Here is a 16,703-nt window from a genome sequence, read left to right on the forward strand (position 1 = left end):
GCACGCTTCAGCGCCGCCCGGGTGGTGAAACTGGTAGACGCAGCGGACTTAAAATCCGCGGCCCTGAAAGGGGCGTAGGGGTTCGATTCCCCTCCCGGGCACCATATCTCGCGCTGGCTTGGTCGTCCTAGAGGGGTCGCGTGAGAACCAGCAGCCAGAACTTGCTCAACGATGGCGTCAAAAGGCGCGAGGTCTTTGGCTGGTCCATGTACGACTTCGCCAACTCGGGCTACACCACGGTGGTGCTCACCGCGGTCTACAACGCCTATTTCGTGGGCGTGGTGGCCGAAGGCCAGCCCCATGCCACCTTGCTGTGGACCGTGCTGATCGCGCTGTCCAGCCTGATCGTGATGCTCAGCATGCCGGCCCTGGGCGCCTATGCCGATGCCCACGCGGCCAAGAAGCGCCTGCTGGCGGTGAGTACCGCGGGCTGTGTGATCTCCACCATCGGCCTGGCCCTGGCCGGCCGCGGTGAGATCTGGCCGGCCGCCATCGCGGTGGTGCTGTCCAACACCTTCTACTCCTACGGCGAATCGCTGATTGCCGCCTTCCTGCCCGAGCTGGCGCGGCGCGAGGCCCTGGGGCGCGTGTCCGGCTGGGGCTGGGCCTTTGGTTACTGCGGTGGCATGCTGGCTCTCGGCTTGTCCCTGGCCTATGTGCTGCATGCCCAGGCCCAGGGCATCCCGGCTACCGAGTTCGTGCCCGTCACCATGCTGATCACGGCCGTCCTCTACGCCCTGGCGGCGCTGCCCACCTTTTTGCTGCTGCGCGAGCGCGCACGGGCCCAGGCGCCGCGGCCGGCCGGCTCGGAGGAAACCGGCGGTCTGCGCCAGCTCTGGCGCAGCTGGCAGCGTGCCCAGGCCTATCCGGACTTTCTGCGCCTGCTGGCCTGCGGCACCAGCTACCAGGCGGGCATTGCGGTGGTGATCGCGCTGGCCGCGGTCTATGCGGAGCAGACCCTGGGCTTCCAGCAGGCTCAGACCATGGCCCTGGTGTTTCTGGTGAATATTGCCTCGGCCCTGGGGGCCTTTGCCTTCGGCTATTTCGAGGACCGGGTGGGCCACCAGCGCGCTCTGGCCTGCACCCTGCTGGGTTGGATGCTGATGGTGCTGCTGGCCTATCTGGCCAGCACGGCCACGCTGTTCTGGGTGGCGGCGGTGATTGCCGGCCTGTGCATGGGCTCCAGCCAGAGTTGCGGCCGGGCCCTGGCGGGCAGTTTTGCGCCGCCGGCCCGCCTGGCGGAGTTCTTCGGCCTGTGGACTTTTGCCACCCGCCTGGCCGCCATCATTGGCCCGCTGACCTATGGACTGGTGACCTGGCTGACTACGGGCAACCACCGCCTGGCCATTCTGAGTACCGGCGTCTTCTTCCTGCTGGGCTGGATCATCCTGCGCGGAATCGATATGCAGCGCGGCGTGGCGGCGGCGGCCCGCGTGGCCGACTGAGCCGACAGGAAGAAGCGCAGCTCAGAGCCCGGGCAGGGACTCCACCTTCAGCTCCGACCAGCCCAGGGCTTCGCGCACCAGGGTCTGCAGCGCGGCGGTCTCGCCGGTGCTGGCCAGCCGCAGGATGCCCTCCTTGCCTTGTGCAGGTGCCGGCAGGCCCAGGCCGGCCCAGAGTCGTGCGGCCTGCTGGGCCACCGCGGTCTCGATATTGAGCAGGCGCACCGCCGGGCCCAGCGCGGCCTGCAGTCGGTCCTGGATCAGGGGGTAGTGGGTGCAGCCCATCAGCACCGTGTCCACCTCCGCCGCGCGCAGCGGGGCGCAGAGCTCGTCCACCAGGGCCCGCAGTTGGGGGCTGTCCAGTTCGCCGCGCTCGATCAGGTCTGCCAGACCCGGGCAGGGCTGGCTGATCACGCGGGCTTCGCCAGCGTGCCGCTGCAGCAGGTCCTGGTAGCGCGCGCTGGCAATGGTGGCGGGCGTGGCCAGTACACCGATACGCCGCGTGGTGCTGGCCGCCACCGCCGGCTTGATGCCGGGCTCGGTGCCCACGATGGGCAGCGCGGGCCAGCGCTGGCGCATCGCCGCGATCGCATGGGCCGTGGCGGTGTTGCAGGCCACCACCAGCAGGTGAGCCCCCTGGACCTGCAGATGCTCGGCCAGGCGCAGGCTGCGCGCGGCGATGTAGTCGGGGCTGCGCTCGCCATAGGGCGCATGCGCCGCATCGGCCAGGTAGTACAGGGGCACGCCGGGCAGTTGGCGCCGCAGCTCGCGCAGCACGGTGAGACCGCCCACGCCGGAGTCGAATACACCGATACAGGCCGGGCCGGCGACGGGGGAGGGGGGGATGAGGTCTGTGCTGTTCATCGCTTCTGAGCGCGGCAGTCTAGCTTTCGCACCGCCGGATGCCCGGGGTCGTGGCTAGAATAGAACGATCGTGCTATTTTTCAGCCCCTGTGCCACCCAGGTGACTCAAGGGCCGTCGTCGGCACCCGTAGAATCTGATTAACGTTAACGTCAATTGCTCCTGGAGACTTCGATGAAGGTTTTGGTCCCTGTCAAACGCGTGGTCGACTACAACGTCAAGGTGCGCGTCAAGAGCGACGGCACCGGCGTGGACATCGCCAATGTGAAGATGTCGATGAACCCCTTTGACGAGATCGCCGTCGAAGAGGCTGTGCGCCTGAAGGAGAAGGGCGTGGTCACCGAGGTGATCGCCGTGTCCTGCGGTGTGACCCAGTGCCAGGAAACCCTGCGCACCGCCATGGCCATCGGCGCCGACCGTGCCATCCTGGTGGAAACCGATGCCGAGCTGCAGCCCCTGGCCGTGGCCAAGATCCTCAAGGCCCTGGTGGACAAGGAACAGCCCCAGCTGGTGATCCTGGGCAAGCAGGCCATCGACGACGATTGCAACCAGACCGGCCAGATGCTGGCCGCCCTGGCCGGCCTGCCGCAAGGCACCTTCGCCTCCAAGGTCGAGATCGTGGACGGCAAGGCGAACGTCACCCGTGAGGTGGACGGTGGCCTGGAAACCGTGGCCCTGAGCCTGCCGGCCGTGGTCACCACCGACCTGCGCCTGAACGAGCCGCGCTACGTGACCCTGCCCAACATCATGAAGGCCAAGAAAAAGCCGCTGGACACCGTCAAGCCGGCCGATCTGGGTGTGGACGTGACGCCGCGCATCAAGACCCTCAAGGTCGAGGAGCCGCCCAAGCGCAGCGCCGGCATCAAGGTGCCCGATGTGGCGACCCTGGTGAGCAAGCTGAAGAACGACGCCAAGGTGATTTGACCCACCCCCTACGCGCTGCGCGCGCCCCCTCAAGGGGGCGAGCCCGGCGGCCCGGCAAAGCCGGATCCGCGGGCTCCACTCGATGAATACGCTGCACGCGGCGACCGGCCGCGGCATCAAGGAGATTGATAAATGACCGCTCTCGTCATTGCTGAACACGACAACGCGTCCATCAAGGGCGCCACGCTGAACACCGTCACCGCCGCCGTCGCGGCCGGTGGCGAGGTGCATGTGCTGGTGGCCGGCCACAACGCCGCCGCCGCCGCCGCGGCCGCCGCCCAGATCGCCGGCGTGAGCAAGGTGCTGCACGCCGACGCCGCCGGCCTGGCCGATGGCCTGGCCGAGAACCTGGCCGCCCAGGTGCTGGCCCTGGCCTCGGGCTACAGCCATCTGTTCTTCCCGGCCACCGCCTCCGGCAAGAACGTCGCGCCGCGCGTGGCCGCCCTGCTGGATGTGGCCCAGGTGAGCGACATCACCAAGGTCATCAGCGCCGACACCTTCGAGCGCCCGATCTACGCCGGCAACGCCATCGCCACCGTGCAGAGCGCCGACGCCGTCAAGGTCGTCACCGTGCGCAGCACCGGCTTCGACGCCGCCGCCGCCACCGGTGGCAGCGCCGCCGTGGAAAGCGTGGCCGCCGCCGCCGACAGCGGCAAGAGCGCCTTCGTGGGCCGCGAGGTCACCAAGAGCGACCGCCCCGAGCTGACCGCCGCCAAGATCATCGTCTCCGGTGGCCGCGCTCTGGGCAGCAGCGACAAGTTCAATGAAGTGCTGACCCCGCTGGCCGACAAGCTGGGCGCCGCCCTGGGTGCTTCGCGCGCCGCGGTGGACGCCGGCTACGCGCCCAACGACTGGCAGGTGGGCCAGACCGGCAAGATCGTCGCGCCCCAGCTCTACATCGCCGCCGGCATCTCCGGTGCCATCCAGCATCTGGCCGGCATGAAGGACTCCAAGGTGATCGTGGCCATCAACAAGGACCCGGAAGCCCCGATCTTCTCGGTGGCCGACTACGGCCTGGAAGCCGATCTGTTCACTGCCGTGCCGGAACTGGTCAACGCCCTCTGAGCACCGCCTGACCGAGCTCAACAGGGCGCCCGACTAGCTGGTCGCGGCGCCCTTTTTGTATCTGGAGACAAGCCATGACATACCGCGCCCCCGTCAAAGACATGCTGTTCAATATGCAGGAGCTCGCCGGCCTGCAGACCCTGGCCGAGCAGATTCCGGCCTTTGCCGACTACGGTCCCGAGACCGCCCAGGCCGTGCTGGAGGAGTGCGCCAAGCTCAACGAGGACGTGATCGCCCCGCTGAATGTGGAAGGCGACCGCAACCCCTCCTACTGGAAGGACGGTCAGGTCTTCGCTACGCCCGGCTTCAAGGAGGCCTTCCGCCAGTTCGCCGAAGGCGGCTGGCAGGGCCTGCAGCACCCGGCCGACTTCGGCGGCCAGGGCCTGCCCAAGACCATCGGCGCGGCCTGCGGCGAGATGATCAACAGCGCCAACCTCAGCTTCGCCCTGTGCCCGCTGCTGACCGATGGCGCCATCGAGGCCCTGCTGACCGCGGGCAGCGAGGAGCAGAAGGCCACCTTCATCCCCAAGCTGATCGACGGCAGCTGGACCGGCACCATGAACCTGACCGAGCCCCAGGCCGGTTCGGACCTGGCCCTGGTGCGCACCCGCGCCGAGCCGCAGGGTGATGGGACCTACAAGATCTTCGGCACCAAGATCTTCATCACCTGGGGTGAGCACGATATGGCCGAGAACATCGTCCACCTCGTGCTGGCCCGCGTGGCCGGCGCGCCGGAAGGCGTCAAGGGCATCAGCCTCTTCATCGTGCCCAAGTTCCTGCTCAACGCCGACGGCACGCCGGGCGCGCGCAACGATGTGCACTGCGTCTCCATCGAGCACAAGATGGGCATCAAGGCCAGCCCCACGGCCGTGCTGCAGTTCGGCGACCATGGCGGCGCCATCGGCACCCTGATCGGCGAGGAGAACCGCGGCCTGGAGTACATGTTCATCATGATGAACGCCGCCCGCTTCGGCGTGGGCGTGCAGGGCATCGCGGTGGCCGACCGGGCCTACCAGAAGGCCACGCAATACGCCCGCGACCGCGTGCAGTCGCGTCCGGTGGACGGCTCCATCAAGGCCAGCGCGCCCATCATCCACCACCCGGATGTGCGCCGCATGCTGATGACCATGCGCGCCCTCACCGAGGGCAGCCGCGCCATGGCCATCACCGCCGCCGCGGCCTATGACGCGGCCCACCACCACCCGGACCCCGAGACCCGCCAGCAGAACCAGGCTTTCTACGAGTTCATGGTGCCCCTGGTGAAGGGCTACAGCACCGAGATGAGCCTGGAGGTCACGGACCTGGGCGTGCAGATCCACGGCGGCATGGGCTTCATCGAGGAAACCGGCGCGGCCCAGTACTACCGCGATGCCAAGATCCTGACCATCTATGAGGGCACGACCGCCATCCAGGCCAATGACCTGGTCGGTCGCAAGACCGTGCGCGATGGCGGCCAGCTGGCGCGCGCCATCGCCGGCCAGATCGAGGCCACCGAGGGCCTGCTGGCCGCGCGCGACAGCGCCGCCGCCAAGTCGGTGCTCAAGCGCCTGCGCGCCGCGCGCGAGGCCTACCTCGAGGTGGTGGACTTCATCGTGCGCGAGGCCAAGAGCAACCCCAACGCTGCCTTTGCCGGCTCGGTGCCCTATCTGATGCTGGCCGGCAATCTGGTGGCCGGCTGGCAGCTGGCGCGCGCCCTGATCGTGGCCGAGGACAAGCTGGCCGCGGGCGAGGACGCGGACTTCATGGCCGCCAAGATCGCCACCGCACGCTTTTACGCCGAGCACATCCTTAGCCGTGCCGGCGCCGCGCGCGAGGCCATCGTGGAGGGCGCCGAGAGCGTCACCGCCCTGGCCCTGGACGCCTTCTGACCCCCGCACATTTCAATACCGAGAACGGAGACCCGCGTGGCCCTGCCTCCCATCCTGCAGAACCTGCCCCTGCCCATCATCGGCTCGCCCCTGTTCATCATCAGCAATCCCAAGCTGGTGATCGAGCAGTGCAAGGCCGGCGTGGTGGGCTCCATGCCCGCGCTCAACGCCCGTCCGGCCGAACAGCTGGACGAGTGGCTGGCCGAGATCACCGAGACCCTGGCGGCCTATAACAAGGCCAATCCCGACAAGCCGGCCGCGCCCTTCGCGATCAACCAGATCGTGCACAAGAGCAATGACCGGCTCGAGCACGACATGGCCCTGTGTGCCAAGTACAAGGTGCCCATCATCATCACCTCGCTGGGCGCGCGCGAGGATGTGAACGCGGCCGTGCACGGCTGGGGCGGCGTGGTGCTGCACGACATCATCAACAACAAGTTCGCCAAGAAGGCCATCGAGAAGGGCGCCGACGGCCTGATCGCCGTGGCCGCGGGTGCGGGCGGCCACGCGGGTGTGAAGAGCCCGTTTGCGCTGATCCAGGAGATCCGCGAATGGTTCGACGGCCCCCTGGCGCTCTCGGGCTCCATCGCCAGCGGCGACGCGGTGCTGGCCGCCCAGGCCATGGGCGCGGACTTTGCCTATATCGGCTCCGCCTTCATCGCCACCGAGGAGGCGCGCGCCGCCGAGGCCTACAAGCAGATGATCGTGGCCAGCGATAGCGACGACATCGTCTACAGCAATCTCTTCACTGGCGTGCACGGCAACTATCTGCGCGGCTCCATCGAGGCCGCCGGCATGGACCCGGACAATCTGCCCGAGGGTGATGTGAAGACCATGAACTTCGGCGGCGGCTCGGCCAAGGCCTGGAAGGACATCTGGGGCAGCGGCCAGGGCATTGGCGCCATCCGCGAGGTGGTGCCGGCCCGGGTGCTGGTGGAACGTCTGGCGCGCGAGTACCAGGCCGCACGCCGCAGGCTGGCCCTGGGCTGAGGCAAAGCGCGCAGCGCATCAAAATGAACAAGCCGCCCCTCGGGGCGGCTTGTTGCTTTGGGCTGCGGCTCGCGGATGCGAGCCGACGCGGCCTTACTTCACATTGGTGAAGCGGGCCTCGGGACGGTCATCGGAGCGATGGACCGTGGACACATTCTTCTTCATGGCCCAGGGACGAACCTGGTGGTGGACGGGGATGAAGAAGTGCTCGTCGCGGATGCGCAGCAGGGCCTCGCGCAGCAGGGCGTTGCGCTTGTTGACGTCGCCCTCCACCTTGATCGCATCGGTCAGCTGGTCCAGCTTGGCATCGCTGATGCGGAAGTAGTTCCAGTTGCCATCAGGTCCCGTGGTCTTGGTGCGAGCCAGGGACTGGATGGTGTAGAGCGCGTCATAGGTGGGCACACCCCAGCCGAACAGGAAGAGCTGGTGCTCGAAGCCCTGGACCTTGGGGCTGAAGGTGGTCATGGGCTCGGTCTGGAGCTTGGCCTTCACGCCGATACGGGCCCACATGGCCACCACGGCCTGGCAGATTTCCTCGTCGTTGACGTAGCGGTTGTTGGGGCAGTTCAGCGGCACCTCGAAGCCGTCCGCGTAGCCCGCTTCGGCCAGCAGCTTCTTGGCCTTTTCGGGATCGGCCTTGGCGGGGGTGTCGATATCGGCCGTGTGGCCGTTGACGCCGGGAGCCACCATGAGGGCGGCCGGTGCCGAGAGGCCGCGCATGATGGCGCGCTTGATGGCTTCGCGATCAATGGCCACCGACAGGGCTTCACGCACGCGCTTGTCCTTGAAGGGGTTCTTGCCCTTGATATTGGAGCCGCGGATCTCATCGCTGCCCTGATCCATGGCGAAGAAGATGGTGCGAACCTCATTGCCTTCCATGATGGCAATCTTGGGGTCGGCCCTGAGCTTGGCCACGTCCTGCGTAGGCAGGTCGGTCAGCAGATCCACCTCACCCGACAGCAGGGCGGCCACGCGGGTCGCGTCCGACTTGATGGGCGAGTAGGTCACGCTGTCCACATTGCTGGCATTGGCGGCATCCCACCAGTCCTTGTTGGCCACCATGCTGATCTTCTGATCGGGCTGCCAGCCAGTGATCTTGTAGGGGCCCGTGCCATTGGTGTTGCGGGTGGCAAAGGTCTCTTCCTTGACCTTCACGTCCGGCAGGTTCACCGACTTGTTCTTTTCCGCCCAGCTCTTGCTGACCATGCGGAAGTCGATGATGTTGCGCAGCAGGATGGGGTTGGGGGCCGACAGGATGAAGTCCACCGTGTGGCTGTCGATCTTCTTGATCTCGCTGATGCCGTTCACATAGGCCTGCATGGTGCCCTGGGGCTGCTTGATGCGGGCGAAGGAGAACAGCACATCGTCGGCCGTGAACGGCGAGCCATCATGGAACTTGACGCCACGGCGCAGCTCGAAGCGCACCTGCGTGGGGCTGATCTGGGTCCACTTGGTGGCCAGGGCCGGCTCAATCTGGTATGTCTTGCCGTAGCGGGTCAGGCCTTCATAGGCGTGGGCCAGGATGGCGCTGGTGGTGCCGTGGTTCTGCGAGTGGGGGTCCAGGGTCAGGACGTCGTTCTGGGCGGCCCAGTGCAGGGGGGCGGCCTGGACGGCGGCTGCGGTCAGCAGACCCAGGACGAGAGACAGCGCGCTGCGCTTGAACTTGTGGTTCATGAGTTACCTCCGTGAAATGCCTAGCCGGACATGGTAGCCCGAGCCCGTGGGAGGTTTTCTCATGGCTTGCCCGGGGCGATAGCCCCGGGCTTCAGAAGGCCATTCGCACAGCGTCGCGCATGGCCTTCCGACGTGCCTTAACGGATATTGGTGAAACGAGCCTCCGGGCGATCATCCGAGCGATGTTCGGTGCTCACGTTGACGCGCATGGCCCAGGGGCGCATCTGGTGGTGCAGGGGCACGAACAGATGCTCGTCCCGGGTGCGGACCAGGGCTTCACGGATCATGGCATTGCGCTTGGCCATATCGGTCTCGGTCTTCATGGCATCGACCAGCTGGTCGATGCGCGCATCGCTGACCTTGGAGAAGTTGAAGTTGCCGTCCGCGCCGGTGGTCTTGGTGCGCACCAGGGACTGCAGGGCATATTGCGCGTCGTAGGTGGCGACGCCCCAGCCCAGCATGTACAACGAGGTGTCGAACTTCTGGAACACCAGGCTGTGCTGGGCCATGGGCTGTGCGACCAGGCGCGCCTTGATGCCAATCCTGGCCCACATGGCCACCACCGCCTGGCAAACCTCTTCGTCGTTGACGTAGCGGTTGTTGGGGCAGTTCATCTGGATTTCAAAGCCATCGGGGTAGCCCGCCTCGGCCATCAGCTTCTTGGCCTTGTCCACATCGACCTTGAGGGGCTGGTCGATGTCGGGCGAATGGCCGTTGACGCCCGGCGCCACCATGATGGCCGCGGGCACGGACAGGCCGCGCATGATGGTGCGCTTGATCGCCTCTCGATCCACCGAGATGTTCAGTGCCTCGCGCACGCGCTTGTCCTTGAAGGGGTTCTTGCCCTTGACGCTGGAGCCCTTGAGCTCGTCGCTCCCCTGGTCCAGCGCCAGGAAGATGGTGCGAACCTCGGGGCCTTCGACCACCTTGAGCTTGGGGTCGTTCTTGAGCTTGGCCACGTCCTGGGTCGGCAGGTCGGTCAGCAGGTCCACATCGCCCGAGAGCAGGGCGGCCACGCGGGTCGGGTCGGACTTGATGGGGAGATAGCTCACCTCGCTGATATTGCTGGCGCGGGCCTTGTCCCACCATTCGGGGTTCTGGACCATGGAGATCTTCTGGTCAGGCTGCCAGCCCGTGATCCTGTAGGGACCCGTGCCCATCACATTGCGCGAGGCGAAGTTGTCTTCCTTGGCCTTGTAGTCCTGCGTGCTGGTGGTCTTGTTCTTTTCCGCCCAGGCCTTGCTCATGATGCGGAAGTCGATGATGTTGCGCAGCAGGATGGGGTTGGGCGCTTCCAGGATCAGGTCGACGGTGTGGTCGTCGATCTTCTTGATCTCCTTGATGCCGGTCACATAGATCTGCATCGTGCCCTGGGGCTGCTTGATGCGCCCGAAGGAGAAGACCACGTCGTCGGCGGTGAAGGGGGTGCCGTCGTGAAACTTCACGCCTTTGCGCAGTTCGAACCGGACCTGGGTCGGGCTGATGTAGGTCCACTTGGTGGCCAGGGCCGGCTCGACCTCGTACTTGTTGTTGTAGCGGGTCAGGCCCTCGTAGGCATGCATCAGGATCGCATTCGTGGTCGCGTGATTCTGCGAATGCGGGTCCATGGTCAGGATGTCGTTCTGGGCGGCCCAGCGCAGCGGCACGGCCTGGGCACCGGTGGCGGCCAGCAGGCCCAGGGACAGCGACAGTGCGGCCAGTTTGAACTTGTGAATCATCTTCAGCTCACTCCATGCAGAGGCAAAGGGGTAGGGAAAATTGATCCTAGTCCCGCCTCTGCCCCATGCCTCTAGTGGCTTGCCCGGGGCTCGCTGGTGCGCCTGTCGCTCAGTCTGGCATTGACACGGCTTCAAGGCTGGCGTCGCAGCCCGATCCGGCCGAGATCCAGCGCCGTGCCAGGCCTTGCAGCAGGGGGGCGAGTGCGCGGCCCGTGGCACCTTGCCAGCCCAGCACCTGCTGCGGCTCGCTGAGCATGCCGCAGACATAGCGCCCCGCACGCCAGCGCAGGGCCGTGCACGCGCCGCGGCGGCGCCGGCTGATCAGCATGCCCAGCGGGCAGGGCTCCGCCAGGCAGCAGATGCCGCAACCATTGCAGGGCGCGCCCCAGTCAGGCTTGGGCGGCGCCTCGGGATGGATTTCGATGCGGATCTGGCGCGGCGAGGGCATGGCCCTACTCTAGGGCGAGACGCCGGCGTGCGGGCGCAAAAAAGCCGGCCCTTGGGCCGGCTTCTGATGCTGGGGAGGGGCGCTTACTTCTTGACGCCCAGCTCGCGCAGCCGCTCTTCCAGATAGCTGTGTGCGGTGTAGCGCTCCGACAGCACCACGTCCTCGCGCGGGTGCAGGAACAGGGGCAGGGACACGCGGCTGCGCTTGGCGCCCTCGCCCGTGGGGTTGACCACGCGGTGCTGGGTCGAGGGGTAGTAGCCGCGCGAAGCTTCCTGCAGCATGTCGCCGATATTGATGATCAGCATGCCGAAGTCGCTGGGCACATCCAGCCACTGACCGTCCTTGGACAGCACCTGCAGGCCCGGCTCGTTGGCGGCCGGCAGGATGGTCAGCAGATTGATGTCGCCGTGCGCTGCCGCGCGCAGCGAGCCCGCGGGCTCCTGGCCGGTGAGCGGGGGGTAGCGCAGCACACGCAGCAGGGTCAGGCGGCTGCCATCAATCATCTGCGACAGCGGCTCGCTGTAGCCGGCGGCAATGTCGGCCGGCGTGTGTTGCTGGACCCAGGACAAGAGCTGCTGCGCCAGGCGATTGGCCTGGGTGTAGTAGTCCATGGCATCCGCCTTGAGCTGCGCCGGGATGCGGCCCCAGGGGTAGACATGGAAATACTCCTTGATGTCCTTCTGGGTGTGACCCTTGGCGGTCTCGGAGATCTCGGTGGAGAAGTAACCGTCCTGGGTCTCGGTGGAGAAGGCGTACTGCTGCTTGTCCGTCCCATTGAAGAAGTCCAGCCAGTCGGCATAGATCTTCTCAACCAAGGCCTGCTGCAGGGGGTGGTTGATCAGCACCCCGAAGCCGGTTTCGTGCAGGGAACGGGTGAACTGCTCGGCCGCATCGGCGGCGCGGTAGTCAACGACTTTGACTTGCATGGGAACTCTCCTGAACGTCCCGACGCCGGGCCATTCAATCGCGGGGCCCTGGCGCGTGCAGGCGGCAGTCTAGGGGAGGGGACGGGAATTCGCAAACGTTTGCAGATCAAGGCGGTGCCTTGGGGTTTCCTGCGGTTTCATGACAGGGTGCGATGTTCGTGCGAAATTCGCACCAAAATGAAGGCGGCAAGACGGGCTTGCTGGGCCGCCATGTGCATGGGGGCGCTGCGGTGTGGGAGGCCTATGTGGCATATGCACGCCGCGCCCTGATACAGCTCAAAGCGCGGCGTCGTTTCGGCCGGCAGTGCTAAAGTCCGGGCCCGAGAGATATTTTTGGTCCTTCCCGTCCCCTTTTCTGGCAACAGTCAAGGCGGGTCGCAATCCGCCAACCGGTCGAGCCGTGTCGCGGAAGGTTTTGTAACCAGCCAACAGCCTTGGAAACCGGGGCAGAAGGTGAGCGAGAGATGATGCAGCAATACAGGGGTAATTCGTACCTGTTCGGGGGCAACGCGCCCTATGTCGAAGAGATGTACGAGGCCTACCTCGACAACCCGGGGTCCGTGCCTGACAACTGGCGCGCCTATTTCGACGCACTCCAGCATGTGCCGGCCACCGACGGCAGCGAGGCCCGCGATGTGGCCCATGCGCCGGTGATCGAGTCCTTCGCGCAGCGCGCCAAGGCCAATGCCTTTGCCAACAAGGCTTCCAGTGCCGATCTTGCCGTGGCCCGCAAGCAGGTCCATGTGCAGTCGCTGATCGCGGCCTACCGCTTCCTGGGCAATCGCTGGGCGGAGCTGGACCCCCTCAAGCGCGCCGAGCGCCCCAAGATTCCCGAACTCGATCCCGCCTTCTACGACCTGACCGAGTCCGATATGGACATCTCGTTCAGCGCCGTGAACAGCTACTTCGGCGGCGAGACCATGACGCTGCGCCAGATCGTTCAGGCGCTGCGCGAGACCTACTGCGGCTCCATCGGCGCCGAGTACATGCACGGTTCCGACCCGGCCGAGAAGCGCTGGTGGCAGGAACGCCTGGAGAAGAGCCGCAGCAAGCCGGCCTTCAGCGCCGAGAAGAAGACGGCCATCCTGGAGCGCCTGACGGCCGCCGAGGGCCTGGAGCGCTATCTGCACACCAAGTACGTCGGCCAGAAGCGTTTCTCGCTGGAAGGTGGCGAAAGCTTCATCGCCGCGATGGACGAGATGATCAAGCGTGCCGGTGAGCGCGGCGTGCAAGAGATCGTCATCGGCATGGCCCACCGCGGCCGTCTGAACGTGCTGGTCAACACCCTGGGCAAGATGCCCAAGGACCTGTTCGCCGAGTTCGAGCACAAGGCCGCCGAGGATCTGCCCGCCGGTGATGTGAAGTACCACCAGGGCTTCAGCTCCGACGTCTCCACGCCTGGCGGCCCGGTGCATCTGTCGCTGGCCTTCAACCCCTCGCACCTGGAAATCGTCAACCCGGTGGTGGAGGGCAGCGTGCGCGCCCGTCAGGACCGCCGCGGTGACACCGCCGGCGCCCAGGTGCTGCCCGTGCTGGTGCACGGTGACGCGGCCTTTGGCGGCCAGGGCGTCGTGCAAGAGACGCTGGCCATGGCCCAGACCCGTGGCTATCGCACGGGCGGCACCATCCACATCGTCATCAACAACCAGATCGGCTTCACCACCAGCGACCCGCGCGACCTGCGCTCGACCTGGTACTGCTCCGACGTCGTCAAGATGGTCGAGGCGCCCGTGCTGCACGTGAACGGGGACGATCCCGAGGCCGTGGTCTACGCCATGCAGCTGTGCATGGACTATCGCGCTGAGTTCAAGAAGGACGTCGTCCTGGACATCGTCTGCTTCCGCAAGCTGGGCCACAACGAGCAGGACACGCCGTCCCTGACCCAGCCCCTGATGTACAAGAAGATCGGCCAGCACCCCGGCACCCGCAAGGTGTACGCCGACAAGCTGGTGGCCCAGGGCGTGCTGCCGGCCGACGGCCCGGACGCCATGGTCAAGGCCTATCGCGCCGCGATGGACGAGGGCCGCCACACCGTGGACCCGGTGCTGACCAACTTCAAGAGCAAGTTCGCCACCGACTGGTCGCCCTTCCTGGGCAAGAAGTGGACGGACAGCTGCGACACCGCCATTCCCGCCACCGAATGGAAGCGTCTGGCCGAGAAGCTGACGACGCTGCCCCAGGATTTCACGGCCCACAACCTGGTGCAGAAGCTTTATGCCGACCGCGCCGCCATGGGCCGTGGTGAGATCAATGTGGACTGGGGCATGGGCGAGTCCATGGCCTTTGCCTCGCTGGTCGCCTCGGGCTATCCGGTGCGCCTGTCCGGCGAAGACAGCGGCCGCGGTACCTTCACCCACCGCCATGCGGTCGTGCATGACCAGAACCGCACCAACTGGGATGAGGGCACCTACATCCCGCTGCAGAACGTCGCTGCGGGGCAGGCTCCGTTCACCGTCATCGACTCCATCCTGTCCGAAGAGGCGGTGTTGGGCTTCGAGTACGGCTACGCGGCTGCCGAACCGAACACGCTGACCATCTGGGAAGCCCAGTTCGGCGACTTCGTCAACGGCGCTCAGGTCGTGATCGACCAGTTCATCGCTTCCGGTGAAGTGAAGTGGGGTCGCGCCAACGGTCTGGTCATGATGCTGCCGCACGGCTATGAGGGACAGGGCCCCGAGCACAGCTCGGCCCGCCTGGAGCGTTTCATGCAGCTGGCCGCGGACAACAATATGCAGATCGTGCAGCCCACCACGGCTTCGCAGATCTTCCATGTGCTGCGCCGCCAGATGCTGCGCATGTTCCGCAAGCCCTTGGTCATCATGACGCCCAAGAGCCTGCTGCGCGCCAAGGAAGCCACCTCGCCCCTGAATGAGTTCATCAAGGGTGAGTTCCAGACCGTGATTCGCGAGCAGGATGAAACCATCGACGCCGCCAAGGTCAAGCGCGTCATCGCCTGCTCGGGCAAGGTGTATTACGACCTGGTCAAGAAGCGCGCCGAGAAGAAGGCCTCCGATGTGGCCATCATTCGCGTCGAGCAGCTCTACCCCTTCCCGCACAAGGCCTTCGCGACGGAGCTGAAGAAGTACCCGAACGCGACCGACATCGTCTGGTGCCAGGATGAGCCGCAAAACCAGGGCGCCTGGTTCTTCGTGCAGCACTATGTGCACGAGAACATGCTCGACGGTCAGAAGCTGGGCTATGCCGGCCGTGCCGCCAGCGCCAGCCCCGCCTGCGGCTATGCCCACCTGCACCAGGAGCAGCAGAAGGCCCTGCTGGAGCAGGCCTTCGCCAAGCTCAAGGGTTTCATCCTGACCAAGTAAGCGAACTCAGCGCCCCGAGCCGCCTGGAGCAGGCCCGGGGCTTGCGCGCAAAGAACAGAAAGAATTCACATCATGGCAATCGTAGAAGTCAAGGTTCCCCAGTTTTCCGAGTCGGTGTCCGAAGGCACCCTGATCACCTGGAAGAAGAAGCCCGGTGAGGCCGTCGCCATCGACGAGACCCTGATCGAGATCGAGACCGACAAGGTGGTGCTCGAAGTGCCGGCTCCGGCCGCTGGCGTGATGGCCCAGATCCTCAAGGGTGACGGCGAGACCGTGGTCAGCGAGGAACTCATCGCCAAGATCGACACCGACGCCTCGGCCCAGGTCAGCCCCCTGCAAGTGACCGCCGTGCCCGCTGCCCCGGCCCCGGCCGCTGTGGCAGCGGCCCCCGCCGCCGGTGGCAACAAGGGTGATGTGGCCATGCCGGCCGCCGCCAAGATCCTGGCCGAGAAGGGCCTGTCCGCCACCGACGTCGCCGGCTCCGGCAAGGACGGCCGCGTGACCAAGGGCGACGCCCTGGCCGCCGCCGCCAAGCCCGCCGTGGCTGCTGCCCCCATTGCCGTGCCGGCTGCCCCGGCCGTGGCCAAGCCCCTGCCGGCCGTGGCCGCGCCCGTCACGCAGAGCCTGGGCGAGCGCCCCGAGCAGCGCGTGCCCATGACCCGTCTGCGCGCCCGCGTGGCCGAGCGTCTGCTGCAGTCCCAGTCCACCAACGCCATCCTGACCACCTTCAACGAGGTGAACATGGCCCCGGTGATGGAGATGCGCAAGAAGTTTCAGGAGAAGTTCGAGAAGGAACACGGCGTCAAGCTGGGCTTCATGAGCTTCTTCGTCAAGGCCGCCGTGGCCGCCCTGAAGAAGTACCCGGTGCTGAACGCCTCGGTGGACGGCAATGACATCGTCTACCACGGCTACTTCGACATCGGCATCGCCGTCGGCTCGCCGCGCGGTCTGGTGGTGCCCATCATCCGCAATGCCGACCAGCTGAGCTTCGCCGACATCGAGAAGACCATCGCCCAGTTCGGCGCCAAGGCCAAGGAAGGCAAGCTCTCTATCGAAGAGCTGACCGGCGGCACCTTCTCCATCTCCAATGGCGGCACCTTCGGCTCCATGCTGTCGACCCCCATCATCAACCCGCCGCAGTCGGCCATCCTGGGCGTTCACGCCACCAAGGACCGCGCCGTGGTCGAGAACGGCCAGGTCGTTGTGCGCCCGATCAACTATCTGGCCATGTCCTATGACCACCGCATCATCGACGGTCGCGAAGCCGTGCTGGGCTTGGTGACCATGAAGGAAGCGCTGGAAGATCCGGCCCGCCTGCTGTTCGACATCTGAGACTAGGGCTACTGCGCGGGCGCATGGCGTCGTTGCGGGGCCCGATCGGGGAACCCTCACGTAGCGCTGCCACGTTTCGGCTCCCCGACACCCGCGCCTAGCCCTGCATCCCGCTCGCTACGCCCCGCATCGTT

At 66.2% G+C, this 16,703-nt stretch carries 12 protein-coding genes and 1 tRNA gene; 8 read left to right on the forward strand and 5 right to left on the reverse strand.

The annotated features are described in order from the left end of the window. The first annotated feature begins 15 nt into the window (after window positions 1–15). Both DFR39_RS05110 and DFR39_RS05115 read left to right on the forward strand, forming a co-directional pair. Window positions 16–104: transfer RNA gene (locus tag DFR39_RS05110), tRNA-Leu, on the forward strand. A 102-nt stretch (window positions 105–206) separates the two neighbouring features. Next, on the forward strand, window positions 207–1,445 hold the full coding sequence (locus tag DFR39_RS05115; RefSeq protein WP_133602963.1) for an MFS transporter: 1,239 nt from the start codon (window positions 207–209) through the stop codon (window positions 1,443–1,445). Between the two features lie 21 nt (window positions 1,446–1,466). On the opposite strand, the gene murI is transcribed toward DFR39_RS05115, so the two are convergent. Next, window positions 1,467–2,306 carry a glutamate racemase gene (murI, locus tag DFR39_RS05120; RefSeq protein ID WP_133602479.1) on the reverse strand — a complete coding sequence of 280 codons (840 nt, stop codon included), beginning with the start codon at window positions 2,304–2,306 and terminating at the stop codon, window positions 1,467–1,469. Window positions 2,307–2,478: 172 nt separating this feature from the next. Between murI and DFR39_RS05125 the strand changes: the two genes are divergently transcribed. From DFR39_RS05125 to DFR39_RS05140, 4 genes are all read left to right on the forward strand, one after another. Next, complete coding sequence (locus tag DFR39_RS05125; protein WP_133602480.1) at window positions 2,479–3,228, forward strand: electron transfer flavoprotein subunit beta/FixA family protein; 750 nt, start codon at window positions 2,479–2,481, stop codon at window positions 3,226–3,228. 132 nt (window positions 3,229–3,360) lie between these two features. Beyond that, window positions 3,361–4,293, forward strand: coding sequence for an electron transfer flavoprotein subunit alpha/FixB family protein (locus DFR39_RS05130; protein WP_133602481.1), 933 nt, complete (start codon window positions 3,361–3,363; stop codon window positions 4,291–4,293). 74 nt (window positions 4,294–4,367) lie between these two features. Next, the gene (locus tag DFR39_RS05135; RefSeq protein WP_133602482.1) at window positions 4,368–6,161 is read left to right on the forward strand and encodes an acyl-CoA dehydrogenase; all 1,794 of its coding nucleotides are present in this window, start codon (window positions 4,368–4,370) and stop codon (window positions 6,159–6,161) included. 36 nt (window positions 6,162–6,197) lie between these two features. Beyond that, window positions 6,198–7,151: an NAD(P)H-dependent flavin oxidoreductase gene (locus DFR39_RS05140; RefSeq protein WP_133602483.1), complete on the forward strand. Its 954-nt coding sequence runs from the start codon at window positions 6,198–6,200 to the stop codon at window positions 7,149–7,151. A gap of 93 nt (window positions 7,152–7,244) precedes the next feature. On the opposite strand, the gene DFR39_RS05145 is transcribed toward DFR39_RS05140, so the two are convergent. From DFR39_RS05145 to DFR39_RS05160, 4 genes are all read right to left on the reverse strand, one after another. Beyond that, the gene (locus tag DFR39_RS05145) at window positions 7,245–8,825 is read right to left on the reverse strand and encodes an ABC transporter substrate-binding protein (RefSeq protein ID WP_133602484.1); all 1,581 of its coding nucleotides are present in this window, start codon (window positions 8,823–8,825) and stop codon (window positions 7,245–7,247) included. A gap of 137 nt (window positions 8,826–8,962) precedes the next feature. After that, a complete protein-coding gene (locus tag DFR39_RS05150) occupies window positions 8,963–10,543 on the reverse strand; it encodes an ABC transporter substrate-binding protein (protein ID WP_133602485.1) in 1,581 nt (526 codons plus the stop codon). Between the two features lie 109 nt (window positions 10,544–10,652). Then, window positions 10,653–10,991, reverse strand: coding sequence for a hypothetical protein (locus DFR39_RS05155; RefSeq protein ID WP_133602486.1), 339 nt, complete (start codon window positions 10,989–10,991; stop codon window positions 10,653–10,655). An 83-nt stretch (window positions 10,992–11,074) separates the two neighbouring features. Continuing rightward, complete coding sequence (locus DFR39_RS05160; protein ID WP_133602487.1) at window positions 11,075–11,917, reverse strand: isopenicillin N synthase family dioxygenase; 843 nt, start codon at window positions 11,915–11,917, stop codon at window positions 11,075–11,077. 464 nt (window positions 11,918–12,381) lie between these two features. Here DFR39_RS05160 and DFR39_RS05165 point away from each other — a divergent pair, with 464 nt between their 5' ends. Together DFR39_RS05165 and odhB are read left to right on the forward strand one after the other, a co-directional pair. After that, the gene (locus tag DFR39_RS05165) at window positions 12,382–15,237 is read left to right on the forward strand and encodes a 2-oxoglutarate dehydrogenase E1 component (protein WP_133602488.1); all 2,856 of its coding nucleotides are present in this window, start codon (window positions 12,382–12,384) and stop codon (window positions 15,235–15,237) included. 72 nt (window positions 15,238–15,309) lie between these two features. Continuing rightward, a complete protein-coding gene (gene odhB / locus DFR39_RS05170) occupies window positions 15,310–16,569 on the forward strand; it encodes a 2-oxoglutarate dehydrogenase complex dihydrolipoyllysine-residue succinyltransferase (protein WP_133602489.1) in 1,260 nt (419 codons plus the stop codon). The last annotated feature ends 134 nt before the right edge of the window (window positions 16,570–16,703 follow it).

Origin of the sequence: Roseateles asaccharophilus (genome assembly GCF_004362405.1) — a bacterium.
GTDB lineage: Bacteria > Pseudomonadota > Gammaproteobacteria > Burkholderiales > Burkholderiaceae_C > Kinneretia > Kinneretia asaccharophila.

Bases quoted from the DNA above. Each gene is read 5' to 3' on its own strand.
- DFR39_RS05115 (WP_133602963.1), top strand. From the start codon at position 207: ATGTACGACTTCGCCAACTCGGGCTACACCACGGTGGTGCTCACCGCG.
- murI (WP_133602479.1), bottom strand. From the start codon at position 2,306: ATGAACAGCACAGACCTCATCCCCCCCTCCCCCGTCGCCGGCCCGGCC.
- DFR39_RS05125 (WP_133602480.1), top strand. From the start codon at position 2,479: ATGAAGGTTTTGGTCCCTGTCAAACGCGTGGTCGACTACAACGTCAAG.
- DFR39_RS05130 (WP_133602481.1), top strand. From the start codon at position 3,361: ATGACCGCTCTCGTCATTGCTGAACACGACAACGCGTCCATCAAGGGC.
- DFR39_RS05135 (WP_133602482.1), top strand. From the start codon at position 4,368: ATGACATACCGCGCCCCCGTCAAAGACATGCTGTTCAATATGCAGGAG.
- DFR39_RS05145 (WP_133602484.1), bottom strand. From the start codon at position 8,825: ATGAACCACAAGTTCAAGCGCAGCGCGCTGTCTCTCGTCCTGGGTCTG.
- DFR39_RS05150 (WP_133602485.1), bottom strand. From the start codon at position 10,543: ATGATTCACAAGTTCAAACTGGCCGCACTGTCGCTGTCCCTGGGCCTG.
- DFR39_RS05155 (WP_133602486.1), bottom strand. From the start codon at position 10,991: ATGCCCTCGCCGCGCCAGATCCGCATCGAAATCCATCCCGAGGCGCCG.
- DFR39_RS05160 (WP_133602487.1), bottom strand. From the start codon at position 11,917: ATGCAAGTCAAAGTCGTTGACTACCGCGCCGCCGATGCGGCCGAGCAG.
- DFR39_RS05165 (WP_133602488.1), top strand. From the start codon at position 12,382: ATGATGCAGCAATACAGGGGTAATTCGTACCTGTTCGGGGGCAACGCG.
- odhB (WP_133602489.1), top strand. From the start codon at position 15,310: ATGGCAATCGTAGAAGTCAAGGTTCCCCAGTTTTCCGAGTCGGTGTCC.